Source organism: Pacificimonas pallii (genome assembly GCF_019204005.1).
In the GTDB taxonomy this organism is placed as follows: Bacteria; Pseudomonadota; Alphaproteobacteria; order Sphingomonadales; family Sphingomonadaceae; genus Pacificimonas; species Pacificimonas pallii.
Genome location: NZ_JAGSPA010000005.1, coordinates 45,132 through 61,983 on the forward strand (window position 1 = coordinate 45,132; position 16,852 = coordinate 61,983).

Below are 16,852 nucleotides of genomic sequence, written 5' to 3' on the forward strand. Positions count from 1 at the left end.
AGTTGCCATCGCCATTTGGGACTTGAGGACCTATGCAGGGTGCCGCGCTATATTCGGAACGAATAGGCTAAATTGACGGTGAGGACGCGAATGATCGGCAATAAGGTATTTCAGCTTCATGTTCCGGAACCGCAATGCCGCCCGGGCGATACGCCGGACTTTAGCGGTTTTGTGGTACCCGAAGCGGGCGCGGCGGCGCGGCCTCCGGTCGATGTCGATGCCGAGAATATTCACAATCTGGCCTATGACATCATCCGCGTCACTGATGACGAGGGGAGGGCCGTCGGCCCGTGGGCCGGGTCGCTGACCGACGAGGAGGCGTTGAAGGGCCTTCGGGACATGATGACGGTCAGAAGCTTCGATGCCCGCATGTTGATGGCACAGCGGCAGGGGAAAACCAGCTTCTATATGCAGGCGCTGGGTGAAGAAGCCGTGTCCTGCGCTTTCCAGGCGGCGCTCAGCCCGGGCGATATGAATTTTCCCACCTACCGCCAGCAGGGGCTGCTGGTCACGGCTGGCTACCCGCTCGAAACGATGATGAACCAGATTTATTCCAACAGCGCCGATCCGCTTTTGGGACGACAGCTGCCCATCATGTATTCATCGAAAGAGAAGGGTTTCTTCTCCATTTCGGGAAATCTGGGCACGCAGTTCATTCAGGCGGTCGGCTGGGCCATGGCATCGGCGATCGCGGGTGATTCCAAGATTGCCGCCGGCTGGATAGGCGACGGCGCGACCGCCGAGTCGGACTTCCACTCGGCGCTGGTCTTCGCGTCGACATTCCGTGCGCCCGTCATTCTCAATATTGTGAACAATCAATGGGCGATCTCGACTTTTCAGGGGATCGCGCGCGGCAAGGCGGCGACCTTCGCTTCGCGCGGTCTCGGTTTTGGCATTCCCGCCCTGCGTGTCGACGGCAACGACTTCCTCGCCGTTCATGCGGTGGCGAAATGGGCGGCCGAACGCGCGCATCTGGGCCACGGGGCAACACTGATCGAGCACGTCACCTATCGCGCAGGACCGCATTCCACATCTGACGACCCCTCAGGCTATCGTCCCAAGACCGAGGCCGCCGACTGGCCGCTGGGCGATCCGCTGGAGCGGCTTAAAAAGCATCTGATCGCTCAAGGTATCTGGAGCGAGGAACGGCATGCGCAGGCGCAGGCCGAAATCGACAGCGATATCATCGCAACACAAAAGCGCGCGGAAAAGAACGGCACGTTGCACGACGGACCGCACCCCAGCCCCAAGGACATGTTCGACGACGTATTCGCAAATCCGCCCGCGCATCTGATCCGGCAGCGGCAGGAGGCAGGCATCTGATGGCACGCATGACCATGATCGAGGCGATCCGCGACGCCCAGGACATCTGTATGGAGCGCGATGATAAGGTCGTCGTATTCGGTCAGGACGTTGGCTATTTCGGCGGCGTATTCCGCTGTACCAAAGGCCTTCAGGAAAAATACGGTCCGCAGCGCTGTTTCGATACGCCGATCAATGAAAGCGGCATTGTCGGCGCGGCCATAGGTATGGGTGCCTATGGCCTGCGCCCCTGCGTCGAAATCCAGTTCGCCGACTATATGTACCCGGCCTACGACCAGATCGTGTCGGAAGCCGCACGGCTAAGGCACCGGTCGAACAAGGACTTCATCGCCCCCCTGACGATACGCATGCCCACGGGCGGCGGTATTTTCGGCGGCCAGACGCATTCGCAGAGTCCCGAAGCGCTGTTCGCGCATGTGTCCGGGCTGAAGACGGTCATCCCGTCCAATCCCTATGACGCCAAGGGCATGCTAATCGCCAGCATCGAGGATGACGATCCGGTTATCTACCTTGAACCCAAGCGTCTTTATAATGGTCCGTTCGACGGCCATCACGAAGCCGCGATCACGCCCTGGTCGAAGCATGAATTGGGCGAGGTTCCCGAGGGGCACTATACGGTCCCGCTTGGCAGCGCCGCCATCCGCCGCGCCGGTTCGGACGTCACCGTTCTTGCTTATGGAACCATGGTGCATGTCGCGCTCGCCGCGGCTGAGGAAACCGGCGTTGATGCCGAAGTGATCGACCTGCGCTCGATCGTGCCGCTCGACCTCGAGACGATCAAGGCATCGGTGGAGAAGACCGGGCGCTGCGTCATCGTGCACGAGGCGACACGCACGTGCGGCTTTGGCGCCGAACTGGCCGCTCTGGTTGCGCATCACTGCTTTTATTCCCTGGAGGCGCCGATGGTCCGAGTGACAGGCTATGATACGCCCTATCCACATGCGCATGAGTGGGATTATTTCCCCGGCCCGGCACGCGTCGGCAAAGCGCTTCTGCACGTCATGGAGACCGAATGATGGGCGAACAGGTCATCAAGATGCCGGACATTGGCGAGGGCGTCGCCGAAGCGGAACTGGTCGAATGGGAGGTCGCGGTCGGCGACCAGGTGCGTGAGGATCAGGTCCTCGCCGCCGTCATGACCGACAAGGCCACGGTCGAGATCCCCGCGCCGCGCGATGGCAAGATCATATGGCTGGGTCCCGACATCGGCGAAATCGTCGCCGTAGGCTCCCCGATTATCCGCATGGAAGTCGAGGGGGACGGCAATGCCACGCCCGGCGAGATGGATGAACCCGTCATGCGGTCTGCCGTTGACGATGGTTCCGAACCGCAGTCGCCCGGCGCCGCCGCCCGCGCGCAGGAGGGCACCGCGCCCGCGCCTGCCGAGACCGCCCAGCCAGATGCGGCTGTTCCAGACGCCAAGCCCGCTGCCCCGGCAAAACCGGGGTCCGCGCCGTCCGGCAATTACAAGCCGATCGCTGCCGTGCCGCGCGCGGACGGAGAAAAACCACTGGCGTCCCCCGCTGTCCGCCGCCGGGCGATGGATGTGGGTATCGACCTGCGCCGGGTACCGGGAAGCGCTGCGGCAAATCGGATCACCATGGACGATCTGGACGCCTTCATCGCATCGGGCGGCGAAGCCGCGGCTCATTCTGCCAGGCGGACGCGCGACACGTCCGTCGATGATGTGAAGATCGTTGGCCTGCGCCGCAAGATCGCCGAGAAGATGGCGACCGCCAAGTCGCGCATTCCGCACATTACCTATGTCGAGGAAATCGACGTCACCGCGCTGGAAGAGCTGCGCGCGAAACTGAATGCAGGTCGCGGCGAAGGGCGACCGAAGCTGACGCTGCTGCCCTTTTTGATGCAGGCCATGGTCCGCGCCATCCGTGAACAGCCGCAGATGAACGCGCGCTATGACGACGATGCGAATGTGGTCCACCGGCATGGCGGTATGCATATCGGCGTCGCGGCGCAGACCGATAATGGCTTGATGGTCCCCGTGGTGAAGCACGTGGAGTCGCTGTCGCTATGGGACTGCGCGGGCGAGTTGAGCCGTCTGGCCGAGGCCGCGAAGGACGGCACGGCCAGCCGCGATGATCTGTCCGGTTCCACCATCACCATCACATCGCTTGGCGCGATGGGCGGTATCGTCACAACTCCTGTTATCAATTATCCCGAAGTGGCCATCGTCGGCGTCAACAAGATGCGGATCATGCCCGTCTGGCAGGACACCCAGTTCGTGCCGCGCAAAATGATGAATCTGTCCTCCAGCTTCGATCACCGGGTGATCGACGGCTGGGACGCCGCCGTTTTCATTCAGCGCATCAAGGCGCTGCTGGAAGCCCCCGCCATGATTTTCATCGAGGACTGAATGACCGACCTTTCCTGCAAATTTCTCGTTATCGGTGCTGGTCCCGGCGGTTATATCGCCGCCATTCGCGCGGGGCAGCTAGGGATCGAGACGGTTATCGTCGAGGCGGCCCCCGTCGGCGGAACATGTCTGAATGTCGGCTGCATTCCGTCAAAGGCACTGATCCACGCTGCCGAGGAGTTTGAAAAGGCGGTGCACTTCGCTGGCGATAACCCGCTCGGCATCAGTGCCGGTACGCCGAAGCTCGACCTGGCGCAGACCATCGCGTGGAAAGACGGCATTGTTGGCAAGCTGACCGGCGGTGTCGCCGCACTTTTGAAAAAGGCTGGCGTGAAAACCGTGAAGGGCCGGGCGACGTTCGTGGACGGGAAAACCGTTCGCGTGGACGGCGAAGATGGCCCCATGACCATCCGCGCCGAAGCCATATGCATCGCGACCGGGTCGGTGCCTGTGGAACTCCCCTTCCTGCCCTTTGGTAAGGACATCATATCCTCGACAGAGGCGCTGTCGCTGAGCGCGCCGCCAAAACATCTGGCCATCGTCGGCGCGGGCTATATTGGTATGGAACTTGGCATGGCCTATGCCAAGCTGGGATCGAAGGTCACCATCGTCGAGGCGGAAGAGCGGATCCTCCCGCTATATGACAAGGAACTGACCAGACCCGTTCAGAAACGCGCACAAGCGCTGGGTATCGAATTGCTGTTCGGCGCAAAGGCAAAAGGCAAGGCGGCAACCGGCCTGCAGATCGAAACCGCCGACGGCAAAGACGCAACCGTCAAGGCGGACAAGATTCTGGTGACGGTCGGCCGCCGTCCGCTGACGGAAGGTTGGGGCCGCGAGAATCTGGTACTGGATATGCACGGACGCCACATCCGCATTGACGAGCGATGCCGCACCAGCATGGCGGGGCTCTATGCCATCGGTGACGTGACCGGCGAACCCATGCTCGCACACCGCGCCATGGCGCAGGGCGAAATGGTCGCCGAAATCGTCGCGGGCGAACCGCGTAAATGGGACAAGGTGGCCATTCCCGCCATCTGTTTCACCGATCCCGAAATCATTAGCGTTGGCCTGTCACCTGACGAAGCCAGGGACGGGGAGCACGACATTGAAACTGCGATATTCCCCTTCGCCGCCAATGGCCGCGCATTGACCATGGAAGCGGATGACGGCTTTGTACGGGTCGTCGCCCGCAAGGACAATCATCTGGTGCTGGGCCTGCAGGCCGTTGGCAAGGGCTGCGCTGAACTTTCTGCCGCGTTCGGCCTCGCCATGGAGATGGGCGCGACGCTCGAGGATATTGCCGGGACGATACACGCCCACCCCACACAGGGCGAGGCCTTGCAGGAAGCTGCCCTGCGCGCATTGGGTCACGCGCTTCATATCTAGGTGAAATCGGGATCGCCAATTGCCGCGGCCCATCGCCATTGAGATGGCAGGGAGGGAGCCGGTCCACCGCATGACACTTCTGCATATATGGCTCATTCAGGGATGAACTGCGGCGATGATTGCATCTGGTAATATGATCTTGCTTTGGATGGCTATCCTGGGTGCGGTGATGGGTAGTTTTATCGGCGTGGTGGCACTTCGCACCGGGCGGGACGACGGGATTGTCCGGGCTCGTTCGCGTTGCGACAATTGCCGCAGGCAACTCGACATATGGGAACTTGTTCCTGTCGTTTCCTTTGCCGTGCTTCGCGGGCGATGCCGAACATGCAAGGCGCGCATAGCCGTACTTCTGCCCCTTTTGGAAATAGCGGGAGCTGCGATCGGTATGGCGAGCGCATGGATCGCAGATGACTTCGCGGACCTGATGCTTGCGGGAATGGGATGGACGCTATTGTGCCTGGCTATTCTCGATATGCGGCATTTCTGGCTGCCGGACCGCGTCACGCTGCCCCTCGCTGTGGCGGGAATCATGTTCGCGGCGCTGCAGGGCGACTTAATATCGTCGCTTGCCGGCGGCGCAATTGGCTGGGCGGCGCTCGTTCTTGTTGCGGGTATATATGAACGTATTACGAGACGTCAGGGGCTGGGTGGCGGCGACCCGAAATTGCTGGCTGCCATCGGTACATGGGTCGGCGCCGGGGCGCTGCCATTCATTGTCACGGCTGCGGCACTGGCAGGACTGGCTGCCGCGTTCATCATGGCGATACGCGGCCAGGACATCGGGCGTACGACCCGGCTGCCCTTTGGCACGTTGCTCGCCATCGGCACCTACATATATGTGCCGATGGCGAGCTTTTCCTTATCCCTGCCCTATGCGGTCGGCTGGTGACCGTGCGGGTTGCTGGCGGCCGTGCCGTCTAGAACGTGACGCCAATGCTGGCGGCAAAGCTGCGGCCACGTTCAAAGACGTTACGGTCAAGGCGGGAACCGTTGAATTCCTGGAATTCCTCATAATCCTCGCCGAGAATATTGCGTGCCTCCAGCTTCAGCTCCGCCTCGATACCGCCAAGTTCGATGCCCTGACGTACCACGAAGTCCAACTGAAACCCCGGATCTTCCTTGAACGGAATGGCGGCAATGCCGCCGCCGGAAGTTGCGCTGACAAAGCGGCTTGTCACACGCTCAGAGGCGTAATTCAGGAGAAGGGTCTGCTGCGATAGTCTCTCGGAATCTTCAAAGCCAATCTGCAGGTTGATCAAATGGTCGGATTGCCCGGTCAGCGGTTCGCCATCGGTAAACAGCGTGCTTGCGGCGACCTGCCGCCCCTCATTGTTGAGAACCTGCTCATTACCGACTTTGATTTCGGATTTTGTATAGGTGTAATTCGCCACCAGCACGAGATCACGCGTTTCAAAGAAGCCGGTATCGGCGACTGTGAAGCGCTTCTGCACTTCAAGCTCGGCACCGTAAAGCTGCGCTTCGGGCGCATTTGCAAAGGTCGTGAAAAACGCCTCGCCCTGCACAAAGGCAACGGCTTCAATCGGGTTGTCGATATTCTTGTAGAAACCGGCCAGACTGATGGTCTCGTTGCGCCCGGGATACCATTCGAAGCGCGCCTCCGCATTGATCAGGCTGGAGTCCCGCAGGAACTGGTTGCCGATGAACGTCCGGTTGGATTCGATGTCCAGAAACTGTTGCGGTGCCAGTTCACGAAACTGCGGTCGTGCGATGGTTTTCGACGCGGCAAGCCGGAACTGCATGTCATCGGCGAAGTTCCAGGTCAGCGTACCTGCGGGCAGGAAATAGTCATTCTCCAGCCGCGTGTTGACCAGACTGGCATCGCCGCCTGTCCCGACACCGCCAAAAATATCAAACGTGTCGATCGTCTGTGTCGCCGTTTCATAACGGACCCCAAGGGTACCGCGGACAAAGTCGATGGGTTCGGCTTCCACCTGCGCGTAGACGCCGTGAATTTCGAGGCCGGCGTCATATTCGATGACCTCTCCGCCGGCGGCCTGCTCGCGCAGGAGCACGTCGAATTCACGGACCACGAAATCGGATGTCAGATAGTCGGGCCGTGCCTGCGCGATGGTGGACGGTAGCGCGCGATCCGAGCGATAGACAAATGACCGGCGGAAACTGTTCCGGCTCGTGTCAGAGTAGGAGTAGCCTGCACTCAACGTCATGTCGAAAGCGGCGGGCACATTATAGGACAGGTCAACCGCGCCCGCATATAGGTCTTCCTGTAGTTCGGAGAATGCGATGGTGGCGTTCTGGCCGTTTGAGCGAAGATCGTTGACGAAATCGCCGATCTCGGGATTGAACTCGTAACTGAAGCTGCGTTCATACGGGCTTTCGCGCTCGGTCTTCGCATAGCTTGCCCGGATGTCGGCGCCGAAGTCACCAAAATCGAATTCCGCGACGAGCTGTGTGTCGATCAGCTGGCGCTCGAACCAGGTGGTCCGCTGGCGGAGCAGCCGGTTGTCGCCGACCACTGACGCAAACCCGTTATCAAGGCGCGCTTCCTTCAGAGAGTCGCGAATGTATAGATTCGTCCAGCGGATCTTGTGTTCGCCAAATTCGTAGCCAAAGCCAAGGAGGCCGTTCACGACAATCCTGTTCTGCGTTGCCAGAAATTCAAAATCGCTGGTGGGAACGAGCGTGTTATCGCCATCCAGACCTGTCGTGAACTGCTGAGTCCCGCCGCGCGTCTGCCAGCTATTGTCCCAGCCGATATTGGCGATGACGCCAAGGCGGTCATCGCCAATATCGATCGCCGTTCCCGCGGTCAGCTCAAGTGAACCGTTGATGGGAATATCGTCGTTACGCTGTACGATGGTGGTGGAGGCGTTGTTGAGCGCGGCGGTAATCCCCTCAAGCTGCTCGAGGGAGAAATTGGGACCGCGATTGATGCCGCCCTCAGCCGCGAAGGCGGCGCGCAGCGCATCGGGAATATCGCGCGATCCGTCGTCGAAGCCCAGAAAATCGGTATCCGACCCGAAATAGGTGTAACCGAGTTCGCCGGTCGTCTCGGTGTTGGCGCCGATGCCCGCACCGACCGTCAGGAATGTCTCCTCAGGAACCGCCAGAGTCGTCAGGTTGATGACACCGCCGCCAAATTCACCCGGATAGGCGACGGAGTAGCTTTTCTGTACCACGGACGAAGCGATGACACTGGTAGGGAAAATGTCGAGCGGAACCACGCGGCGCTGCGGTTCAGGACTGGGCAGCGGCGAGCCGTTGAGGAGGGCGAGTGAATAGCGGTCGCCAAGGCCGCGGACATAGACGAAGCGTCCACCAACGAGGCTGAGGCCGGTGACCCGCTGCAATGCCGAGGCGATGTCGCCTTCGCCTGAACGCGCAATGGCCTCGGCATCGAGGACATTGAGGACTTCCGAGGACGCGCGAACGGGTTCGGGAATGAAGCGTCCCTGAACGACAATGACCTCATCCTCGTCGACCGACCCCGGACCAGAAATATCGACCGGGCGAGTCTCTTGCTGGACCTCCTCATTCGGATTCTGTTCGACGGTTTGAGTGGTTTCGGGGTCCTGGGCGCTCTGTGCGAACGCTGCGCCGCCGAAAAGTGGGCTGAAAAATGGGAGGGCGAGCGCGCTTGAGAGCAGCAGCAGGCGTGTTTTGGATGATGTCAGCGGCATGGCGGGGCAATCCCTTGATATGTCTTGTGAAAAGGGGGCGGCGGCCACCTATGTATGTGGACGCCGCCCCTCTTTGATACTCGTCCCGAAGCTTAGCTGCCTGCGGGGACGATGGTCTGCGGACGGGTCTCGCAGGCCTCGCTGCTACCCAGGCCGCAAGCCCAGCCGTTGAACCACAGATCATTCTCATCCTTGACGGCGCCGATATAGTCGGTGGCGATAAGGAAGCTGTTCAGGGTCGACGCGTCGAAAGCTGTCACAGCCGTCTCATTGGCACCGTTTACGAGGCCAGACGTGCCGCCGAGGGTGGAGGTGAATGCAGCATCATTATTGTCGCCGCCGCCCGTGAACAGCGCCAGATCGTCAATGCCATCGCTGTCATCCGACGCTGCGGTGCCGCAGGCAAGGACGACCGACTGGAAGACCGGCGGGCCATTCTCGTCGTTCGCCGCATCTGCCGCTGCGGCGGTCTGCGCGCCGTCAATGTCGATGCAGGTGCCGGTGGGTGAAACATATATGCCATTGGCGAGCACATAGTCGCCGCCGCCGCGCAGCGTGTTCACCGTGCCGCCATTGGCCAGGAAGGTGAAGTTGGCAAGGACGGTATCCTGACGCGGCAGGCGGTTCTCATTGCCATCGGAATCTGCTTCCCAGGCATGGTCGCCGCCCGAGTCGCGCTGCGTAACGATCACGAACTGATTGACGCCGGTATAGCCGGAGTCGCTGTCGATCGAGTCATCGTCATTACCCGTGAGGACGAGGAACTTGCCGTTCACCGTGCCGCCGAACCATTCAATGCCGTCGTCCGAATTGTTATGGACCTGAACATTATTGAATGTCGTGCCGCTGCCGACACCGGCCAGCGTGATACCGTTCAGCTCGTTGCCAGCGGAAACTTCAAAGCCGGCATAGCGTACCGAAAGATACTGGACCGAGCCGGACGAATCGCCGGGCAGGTCGCCGCCAAAGAAGGCGTTGGACGTGCCTTCAACCGCGCCCGTGCAGTCCGCCGTGCCGCCGGTGCCCGCCGTGCAGTCAGAGAAAGGTGCACGGCCAAGAATGACGACACCGCCCCACTGGCCGATCGATTCGGCCGTCGCGGTGCCTTCCATATTCTGGCGGCTGGTCATGATCACGGGCGCTTCCGCCGTACCATCGACGCGCAGTTGCGAACCGCGGTTGACGAGCAGGAAGTCCGCGCCGCTGGAGCCGAAGATAACGACGCCTGGATCGACGCTGAGCGTGGCCTGCCGCGAACCCGCTGCCGGGGCATCGGTCGGACCGACATCGGTGCCGACCTGAACGCGGCCGGACAGGGAATAAACAACGCCCGGAAGCGCCTCGAGGCGGAGGTCGTTGCCGATGACGCCGCGTAGCTGGCAAACGCGCGCATCGTCACTGTCCGCCGCTGTGCCGTAGTCCAGAATCTCGTTCGTGCGCGTCGTGCCCGTGGGGCAGTCATCGGCTGGTCCCGAACCCGGGCCAGGAGTCGGCGTGGGTGTCGGGGTTGGCGTGGGTGTGGGCGTAGGTGTTGGAGCCGGTGCCGGAACGATGACAATTCCGTCACCGGGAGATGCGACATCGTCAGCGCCGCAGCTGGCAAGTGCGAAGGCGGAGCCAAGAAGGAGAAGAGAACGGGTGCAGGACATGGTGAAAACCCCTTTAGGTTCTAAGCAATATCTAGTCGGAGGATCCGAGTGTTGCGGGACGTGCAGCCGCGACCTGGCAAGAGCTTCGCCGCAGCTTCGAGCCGGGAGCTAGTCACAAACAATGATGCTTATATGACAATGAAAACAAAAAGTTTTCTATGAAAAACACATGACATTGATGTTGCGTTTTTGTGACTCAAGTGGCCGCCGGTAGGGCGTCAGCGCTGGGGAATTTCCACCGTTCGTTCCGCGCCCGCGCGAACATATGTCAGCGTTCCGCCGCGTCCTGCGACAACATCTCCTGCAAGTTCCTGAACGCGCTCGGAATCGTCAAACGGATTATCATCGAACTCCACCAGCAGGTCGCCTGCGCGCAGACCGAGCGCCGACAGAACCGGCGGCGCGGCCGTCAGCCGATAGCCGCGATATCCCGCCTCTTCGGCTTCTTCCATGCTTAGGCTCATCGCGGTGAAGGCGGTGTCGCGCGCGGCTGTGGCGGTCTGAGCGGTTGCACCGATATCTGCGGATGCGGACGGTGCATCAGTTGACTTCGCGCCGTTAACGTCTGCGCTCTCCAGGCCCGCAGCTGTCAGTGTGAGACGCCGAGTCGCGCCCGACGCCGTACCAAAGATCGCGTAGCGCGGTCCGACTTCGGTCAGCGTCCAACCGCTTATCATGGTGCGTCCAACAGGCACGCGGCGCTGTTTCCCGTCCGCCATTTCCAAAAAAGCGGCACCGCCGCCGTGCCGGGCGGAAACACCGGTCAGTGTGATCCCGGCGGGCCAGGTGGCGGTTGCGGGCGGCGCGGGCTGGGCACGCGAAATGGCTGGCCGCGCCATTTGCGGCTGGGGAGCGACAAGGATGGGAGCGCGGTCCGTCTCCTGGGTTTTATCCGTACTGGAAAACACGAACACCAGGGCAAGAATGACAATGATTGCCGCGCCAAATAGCAGCATGAGGCGCTCGCGGCGGGACAGGCGGGTTAGATATTCGATAGCCATAGGTCGCCGCTAAACGGATGCGGCTGTTCCAGCTAGTCGCAAACATTAATGTGACGAAATTGACCGAGAAATGTCAATAAAGTGTCACGTCGTCGGCCTAGTCATGCGGAAAATTTCCATCCGCTACTTAACGATTCGGACGGCTCATGACACCTGTTATCCACAGGGCATTTCCGCGCGCCTTTCCTGTATTGGAGGGCATATTCATGTTTGGCGTCGCCATTGCCGCCGCGCATCTGATATGGGCATTCTTCGCAACTGTCGGACCTGTCGGCGACTATCCGGTGCCGCAGAAGACCACTGCGCCGGCAACCGAATTTGTCGGTCTGGACGCGGTTTTCGGATTTCAGGCGCAGGGCGGCGATACCGTGATCAGCGCCAGCGGCATCGAATTGTTCGGGCTTCGCCTCAATCGTGCCAGCGGCCAGGGTTCGGCCATTCTCGCGCTGCCTGCCGAGCCGCAGCGGAGTTATCGCGTGGGTGAAGAGATCGGGCCCGGTATCGCGCTTTCCAGCGTGCATTTCGATCATGTCATCCTGACCAATCGCGGCGTCCGGGAGGCGATCTATATCGATCAGTCCAGGCCCGCCGCGCCGGTCGGGCAGGGGACAGGTGAATGAGCATTTTCGCAAGATTCGCTCTGGCCCTCACGCTGATCCTGTCATTCGCCGGGCCTGCGGGCGCGCAGCAATATCTTAACCTGCGCGATGCTGATATTCGCGCCTTTATCGAGGATGCCAGCCGCGTCACCGGTCGCACGATGGTGATCGATCCCGCTGTCGAAGGCACGGTGTCGATCGTCAGCGAGCGCCCGCTCAGCCGTGCCCAGTATTTCGAGGTCTTCCTCGAAACGCTGCGCGCCAATGGCCTGGTGGCGGTACCCATTTCAGGCGGCGGTCTTCGAATCGCACCCGCTGCGGATGCGGCAAGAGAGCCGACGCGGGGCGGCGGCGGCCGGTTTGTCACGCGGGTGATCCCGCTCAGCCAGATTGGCGCCGCCGCCGCGAGGGAGGCTGTGACGCCTCTCATCAGTACCAATGGCCAGGTAAGCGCCAGTGTTAGCGGTAACGCGCTGGTCGTCGCGGACTATGAAGATAATCTGGCGCGCATTCGCGGCGTCCTGTCGGAAATTGACCGCGACCGCTCGGCCATGCGTCTGATCGGCCTCGACAACGCCGGCGCGCGGGAGATCGCCGCCGCCATTTCGGATATTGGCCGTTCGGAAACGGGCGGCAGTCCGATTGCTGTCGTGCCCGTGGACAGTTCCAACTCCGTGATCCTGCGCGGTGATCCTGCACGGGTGGCGCAAATGGCATCGATTGTCGCGCAGCTCGATTCGCGCGCCGCGCTGGGTGCGGACGTGCGGGTGCATTACCTCGAACATGCCGATGCGGCGGCGCTGCTACCTGTGCTCCAGCAGATTGCGGGACAGCGGACCAGCGTGTCGACCGTTGCGCCCGTACCGACGAATACGGCAAGCGATACCAATACCGCACCGGCGCAGCCAATGGCCACGGGCAATCCGGGCCGCGCTGTCATCGCGCGCTACGAGGGCACGAATGCGCTCATCATTTCCGCGCCGCCTGATGTGCAGCGTACGCTGGGCGAGGTGATCCGCCAACTCGATACGCGGCGCGAGCAGGTGCTGGTCGAGGCACTGATCCTTGAGGTATCCGACAATGCCGCGCGGGAACTCGGCGTGCAGTTCCTGCTGGCGGGCACTGACGGCACAATCCCTTTCGCGAGCACCAATTATTCCAACCAGGTGGTCAATCCTCTGGTCCTGGGCGGTGCGATCGCGACGGAGCGGCTGAAGAATGATACGACTGTATCCGTGGACGGCGACGTCGTCGCGCGCAGCGGCGGCACCGCGCTTCGCGAGCCATTGCAGCAGGCGGCGGCGCAGCAGCTGCTGAATGTGCAGGGCGGTCTGTTCGGCGTCGGCGGACAGGTGGGGCAGGTCATCTTCGGCGCGATCCTGAATGCGGTGAAGACGGACACGGCCTCCAACGTCCTGTCCACACCGTCTCTCATGATGCTGGACAATCAGCCGGGCCGCATTCTTGTCGGTCAGGAAATTCCCATCACGACGGGCGAAGCGCTGAGCGATAATTTCGACAACGCGTTTCGGACCGTCGAGCGGCAGAATGTCGGCATTCAGCTGGAGGTGACGCCGCAGATCAATGCCGGCGGCGCGATCAAGCTGTTTATCCGGCAGGAAGTCTCTTCGATCGCCGGTCCTGTCACCCGCGGCAGTGCCGATCTGATCCTCAACACACGTGAAATCGAAACGGTGATCACCGTCGACGACGGCGACATCGTCGCGATGGGGGGGCTGCTCGATGAAAACGAGCGCCGGACCATTGAGAAGATTCCGCTGCTTGGTGACATTCCGGTCATCGGCGAGCTCTTCACCAGCCGCTCCCGCTCGAAACAGCAGACCAACCTGATCGTTTTTATCCGCCCCCGGATTTTGAAGGATCGCAAGGACGCGCAGGCCGTCGCGGCCCAGCGCTATGATTATATGCGCGCGACGCATCTCGCTCACGACCCCGATAGCGAGCCTGCCATGGACCGCGTGCTCCGGACATATCTCGGCACTGTGCCGCCCTCCGTAATTCCTGCGGAACTGGTGCCGACGGCGGCGCCGAATGCTGCGCCGCCCGCGGTTCAACAGGGGGAGGGCAATAATTGACCATGGATGACCGGGACATTTCACCCGCTGGTGCATCAGGGCAGGCGCTGGCGCCAGCCGATCCGCTTCCCTATGCCTTCGCAAAAAGGCACGGCATTCTCATCGTCGATCCGGCGGGCGCGGAAGTCAGCGTCGGTATGCGGGATGATGCAGACCCGTCGATCCTGACGGAAGTCCGCCGCCATGTGGGCCGTGCCATCACCGTTCGCTTTGTGAGCGCGAAGGAATTCGAAGACCTGCTGAGCGATGCGTACGGCGCCAATGGCCTCGATGCCGGTGCGATGAGCGGCGAGCTGGAGGGCATGGCCGACCTCGGTGCTCTCAGTGAGGATTTCCCAGACGCTGCCGACCTGCTCGATTCCAGCGACGATGCCCCCGTCATCCGTCTGATCAATGGCGTGCTTGCGGAATCCATCCGCGAGGGCGCGTCTGACATTCATGTCGAACCGTTTGAAAGCGCGCTCGTCGTTCGCCTGCGTGTCGACGGTATGTTGCGTGAAGTGCTGCGCCTGCCCGCCAAGGTCGCGCCGCTCGTCACCAGCCGAATCAAGGTCATGGCGCGCCTCGATATTGCCGAGCGGCGCGTGCCGCAGGATGGGCGCATTGGGCTCACGCTGGGCGGGCGCCAGCTCGACGTTCGCGTTTCCACATTGCCCGCGCGGGGCGGGGAGCGCGTGGTCATGCGTATCCTCGACAAGGAACAGGCAGAGCTTGGCCTGGCCGATCTGGGCATGCCGTCCGACCTGTTGGCGCACTTCACCGACGCCATCGGCGAACCCAATGGCATCATATTGGTGACGGGCCCAACCGGCTCGGGCAAAACGACGACGCTCTATTCCGGCCTTCGCATGCTCAATGACGGGCAGCGCAATATCCTGACGGTGGAGGATCCCGTCGAATATGCCGTCGAGGGCATCGGTCAGACCCAGGTCAATGCCAAGGTCGGCATGAGCTTTGCGACCGGCCTGCGGGCGATCCTGCGGCAGGACCCGGATATCGTCATGGTGGGCGAGATTCGCGATCATGAGACGGCGGAGATTGCCGTGCAGGCATCGCTTACGGGTCACCTCGTGCTTTCGACGGTGCACACGAATGACGCCGTCGGCGCGATCAGCCGCCTGCGCGATCTTGGGGTCGAGCCATTCCTGCTGGCATCATCCCTAAGGCTTGTGATGGCGCAGCGACTGGTGCGCGCGCTTTGCAATGATTGCGCCGAGGCGCATCCGGCAACGGCGTCAGAGGCGGCCCCGCTCGGCCTTGATACGGGAACGACCATCCGTACGCCGCGCGGCTGCCCTGCCTGCGGAAACACGGGCTATCGCGGGCGCGTGGGCATTTACGAGATGATACGGATCGACCAGTCGATGCGCGATTTGATGCTATCCGGGGCGGATGAAGGCATTCTTGCCCGTCAGGCGTTCGGGACCATGCCAAATCTGGCATCGTCTGCCCGCCGCCTGGTTATGGAGGGCCGGACGACGGTCGCTGAAGCCGTCCGGATCCTGCGCAAGGATTCTCCGACCGATCCCGAACCGGTGATGGCCGATGCCCAGCTATGATTACCTCGCCATCGACGCGGGCGGGAGGGAGCGCAGTGGCGCCCTGACGGCGGCAGGCGAAATGGCGGTGCGCGATCTGCTGTCCGCGCGCGGCCTTATTCCCGTTCGCATAAACGCAGCGACGCGCGCGGCACCGTCGGCCGCCGGTCCGGCACTGTTCGAAAAGAAGCTGTCGGCAAAACAGCTGACCCTCTTCACGCGGCAGCTGTCGACGCTGATCACCGTAACCCCCCTGGAGGAGGCGCTTCGCAGTATCTCCGGTCAGGCGGACAAACCGCATATTCGGCGGATCATCGGCAATGTTCACGCGGGCGTGGTGGAGGGCAAACGCCTCGGCGCGGCGCTTGGCGATGAGCCCGGCAGCTTTCCGCCGCTATACCGCGCGATGGTCGCGGCGGGCGAAGGCTCCGGCGCGATGACGGAAATCCTCGACCGTCTCGCGGCGCTGATGGAACGGCAGGCCGAGGTACGGTCGAAGATCGTGACCGCGCTGGTCTACCCGGTCATGCTGGCGCTGGTCGCCCTGCTGATTGTTACTGGCCTGATGGTCTTCGTCATTCCGCGCGTCGTCGAACAGTTCGACAATATGGGCCAGCAATTGCCGATGCTGACGCGTATCACCATCGGCACTTCAGACGCCATGACGACCTACGGTCCCTATGCGCTGATCGCATTTTTCCTTGCGGGCGCGGCGCTCATCTATCGTTTGCGCGATGAGCGTTTCCGCCTGCGCTTCGACCGGTGGCTGCTGACCTGGCCGCTGATCGGCCGGCTGATCCGGGAGGTGAACGCGGCGCGGCTTGCCCGCACATTGTCCACGGTTGTCGCCAATGGCATGCCGCTGCTCGACGGCCTGACGGTCACCGCGCGCACCGTGCCCAACCGCGCTGTCCGCGCTGCCTGCCTGTCGATGGTCGAGGCGGTGAACGAAGGTGGCAGTCTAAGCGGTGCCATGCGCCGCACGGCGCTGTTTCCGCCGCTTCTGGTCCATATGGCGACATCGGGGGAACAGTCGGGCCAGCTGGACGAGATGCTGGCGCGCGCCGCCGACTATATGGAGCGCGAATTTGACGCCTTCACCACTGGCGCGTTGTCGCTTCTGGAACCAGCCATCATCGTGGTTATGGGCGGCATGGTCGCGGTTATCGTTCTTTCCATCCTGCTGCCGATCATGCAGCTCAACACCCTTGCAATCAGCTGAGA

12 protein-coding genes are annotated in these 16,852 nt (G+C 61.9%); 9 read left to right on the forward strand and 3 right to left on the reverse strand.

Annotated features, from left to right (window positions below; translation table 11 throughout):
• The first annotated feature begins 90 nt into the window (after nucleotides 1-90).
• From KCG44_RS13520 to KCG44_RS13540, 5 genes are all read left to right on the forward strand, one after another.
• Entirely contained in the window at nucleotides 91-1,323 is a 1,233-nt protein-coding gene (locus tag KCG44_RS13520; RefSeq protein WP_218446649.1) for a 3-methyl-2-oxobutanoate dehydrogenase (2-methylpropanoyl-transferring) subunit alpha, read from the forward strand.
• Nucleotides 1,323-2,339: an alpha-ketoacid dehydrogenase subunit beta gene (locus KCG44_RS13525; RefSeq protein WP_218446650.1), complete on the forward strand. Its 1,017-nt coding sequence runs from the start codon at nucleotides 1,323-1,325 to the stop codon at nucleotides 2,337-2,339. The genes KCG44_RS13520 and KCG44_RS13525 overlap by 1 nt, the downstream gene beginning before the upstream one ends.
• The gene (locus tag KCG44_RS13530; protein ID WP_369411991.1) at nucleotides 2,336-3,697 is read left to right on the forward strand and encodes a dihydrolipoamide acetyltransferase family protein; all 1,362 of its coding nucleotides are present in this window, start codon (nucleotides 2,336-2,338) and stop codon (nucleotides 3,695-3,697) included. Before KCG44_RS13525 ends, KCG44_RS13530 begins: the two co-directional genes overlap by 4 nt.
• The gene (gene lpdA / locus KCG44_RS13535; protein ID WP_218446651.1) at nucleotides 3,698-5,086 is read left to right on the forward strand and encodes a dihydrolipoyl dehydrogenase; all 1,389 of its coding nucleotides are present in this window, start codon (nucleotides 3,698-3,700) and stop codon (nucleotides 5,084-5,086) included.
• A 148-nt stretch (nucleotides 5,087-5,234) separates the two neighbouring features.
• Complete coding sequence (locus KCG44_RS13540) at nucleotides 5,235-5,975, forward strand: prepilin peptidase (protein ID WP_218446652.1); 741 nt, start codon at nucleotides 5,235-5,237, stop codon at nucleotides 5,973-5,975.
• 28 nt (nucleotides 5,976-6,003) lie between these two features.
• On the opposite strand, the gene KCG44_RS13545 is transcribed toward KCG44_RS13540, so the two are convergent.
• The 3 genes from KCG44_RS13545 to KCG44_RS13555 form a co-directional block, all read right to left on the reverse strand.
• Nucleotides 6,004-8,745, reverse strand: a complete 2,742-nt coding sequence (locus KCG44_RS13545; RefSeq protein ID WP_218446653.1) for a TonB-dependent receptor domain-containing protein — start codon at nucleotides 8,743-8,745, stop codon at nucleotides 6,004-6,006.
• Nucleotides 8,746-8,837: 92 nt separating this feature from the next.
• Nucleotides 8,838-10,394, reverse strand: a complete 1,557-nt coding sequence (locus KCG44_RS13550) for a beta-helix domain-containing protein (RefSeq protein WP_218446654.1) — start codon at nucleotides 10,392-10,394, stop codon at nucleotides 8,838-8,840.
• 218 nt (nucleotides 10,395-10,612) lie between these two features.
• A complete protein-coding gene (locus tag KCG44_RS13555) occupies nucleotides 10,613-11,395 on the reverse strand; it encodes a PDZ domain-containing protein (protein WP_218446655.1) in 783 nt (260 codons plus the stop codon).
• A gap of 146 nt (nucleotides 11,396-11,541) precedes the next feature.
• Between KCG44_RS13555 and KCG44_RS13560 the strand changes: the two genes are divergently transcribed.
• From KCG44_RS13560 to gspF, 4 genes are read left to right on the forward strand one after another with little or no spacing between them, the layout of a single operon-like run.
• Nucleotides 11,542-12,015, forward strand: coding sequence for a type II secretion system protein N (locus KCG44_RS13560; RefSeq protein ID WP_218446656.1), 474 nt, complete (start codon nucleotides 11,542-11,544; stop codon nucleotides 12,013-12,015).
• Nucleotides 12,012-14,090: a type II secretion system secretin GspD gene (gspD, locus tag KCG44_RS13565; RefSeq protein ID WP_218446657.1), complete on the forward strand. Its 2,079-nt coding sequence runs from the start codon at nucleotides 12,012-12,014 to the stop codon at nucleotides 14,088-14,090. Before KCG44_RS13560 ends, gspD begins: the two co-directional genes overlap by 4 nt.
• A 2-nt stretch (nucleotides 14,091-14,092) precedes the next feature.
• Nucleotides 14,093-15,649 carry a type II secretion system ATPase GspE gene (gene gspE, locus KCG44_RS13570; RefSeq protein ID WP_218446733.1) on the forward strand — a complete coding sequence of 519 codons (1,557 nt, stop codon included), beginning with the start codon at nucleotides 14,093-14,095 and terminating at the stop codon, nucleotides 15,647-15,649.
• Nucleotides 15,636-16,850 (forward strand): type II secretion system inner membrane protein GspF, encoded by a 1,215-nt coding sequence (gene gspF / locus KCG44_RS13575; protein WP_218446658.1) that lies wholly within the window; start codon nucleotides 15,636-15,638, stop codon nucleotides 16,848-16,850. The genes gspE and gspF overlap by 14 nt, the downstream gene beginning before the upstream one ends.
• Nucleotides 16,851-16,852: the final 2 nt, after the last annotated feature.

What these genes read in the sequence shown, in the direction of transcription:
- KCG44_RS13520 (WP_218446649.1), top strand. Translation starts at nt 91, where the DNA reads ATGATCGGCAATAAGGTATTTCAGCTTCATGTTCCGGAACCGCAATGC.
- KCG44_RS13525 (WP_218446650.1), top strand. Translation starts at nt 1,323, where the DNA reads ATGGCACGCATGACCATGATCGAGGCGATCCGCGACGCCCAGGACATC.
- KCG44_RS13530 (WP_369411991.1), top strand. Translation starts at nt 2,336, where the DNA reads ATGATGGGCGAACAGGTCATCAAGATGCCGGACATTGGCGAGGGCGTC.
- lpdA (WP_218446651.1), top strand. Translation starts at nt 3,698, where the DNA reads ATGACCGACCTTTCCTGCAAATTTCTCGTTATCGGTGCTGGTCCCGGC.
- KCG44_RS13540 (WP_218446652.1), top strand. Translation starts at nt 5,235, where the DNA reads ATGGCTATCCTGGGTGCGGTGATGGGTAGTTTTATCGGCGTGGTGGCA.
- KCG44_RS13545 (WP_218446653.1), bottom strand. Translation starts at nt 8,745, where the DNA reads ATGCCGCTGACATCATCCAAAACACGCCTGCTGCTGCTCTCAAGCGCG.
- KCG44_RS13550 (WP_218446654.1), bottom strand. Translation starts at nt 10,394, where the DNA reads ATGTCCTGCACCCGTTCTCTTCTCCTTCTTGGCTCCGCCTTCGCACTT.
- KCG44_RS13555 (WP_218446655.1), bottom strand. Translation starts at nt 11,395, where the DNA reads ATGGCTATCGAATATCTAACCCGCCTGTCCCGCCGCGAGCGCCTCATG.
- KCG44_RS13560 (WP_218446656.1), top strand. Translation starts at nt 11,542, where the DNA reads ATGACACCTGTTATCCACAGGGCATTTCCGCGCGCCTTTCCTGTATTG.
- gspD (WP_218446657.1), top strand. Translation starts at nt 12,012, where the DNA reads ATGAGCATTTTCGCAAGATTCGCTCTGGCCCTCACGCTGATCCTGTCA.
- gspE (WP_218446733.1), top strand. Translation starts at nt 14,093, where the DNA reads ATGGATGACCGGGACATTTCACCCGCTGGTGCATCAGGGCAGGCGCTG.
- gspF (WP_218446658.1), top strand. Translation starts at nt 15,636, where the DNA reads ATGCCCAGCTATGATTACCTCGCCATCGACGCGGGCGGGAGGGAGCGC.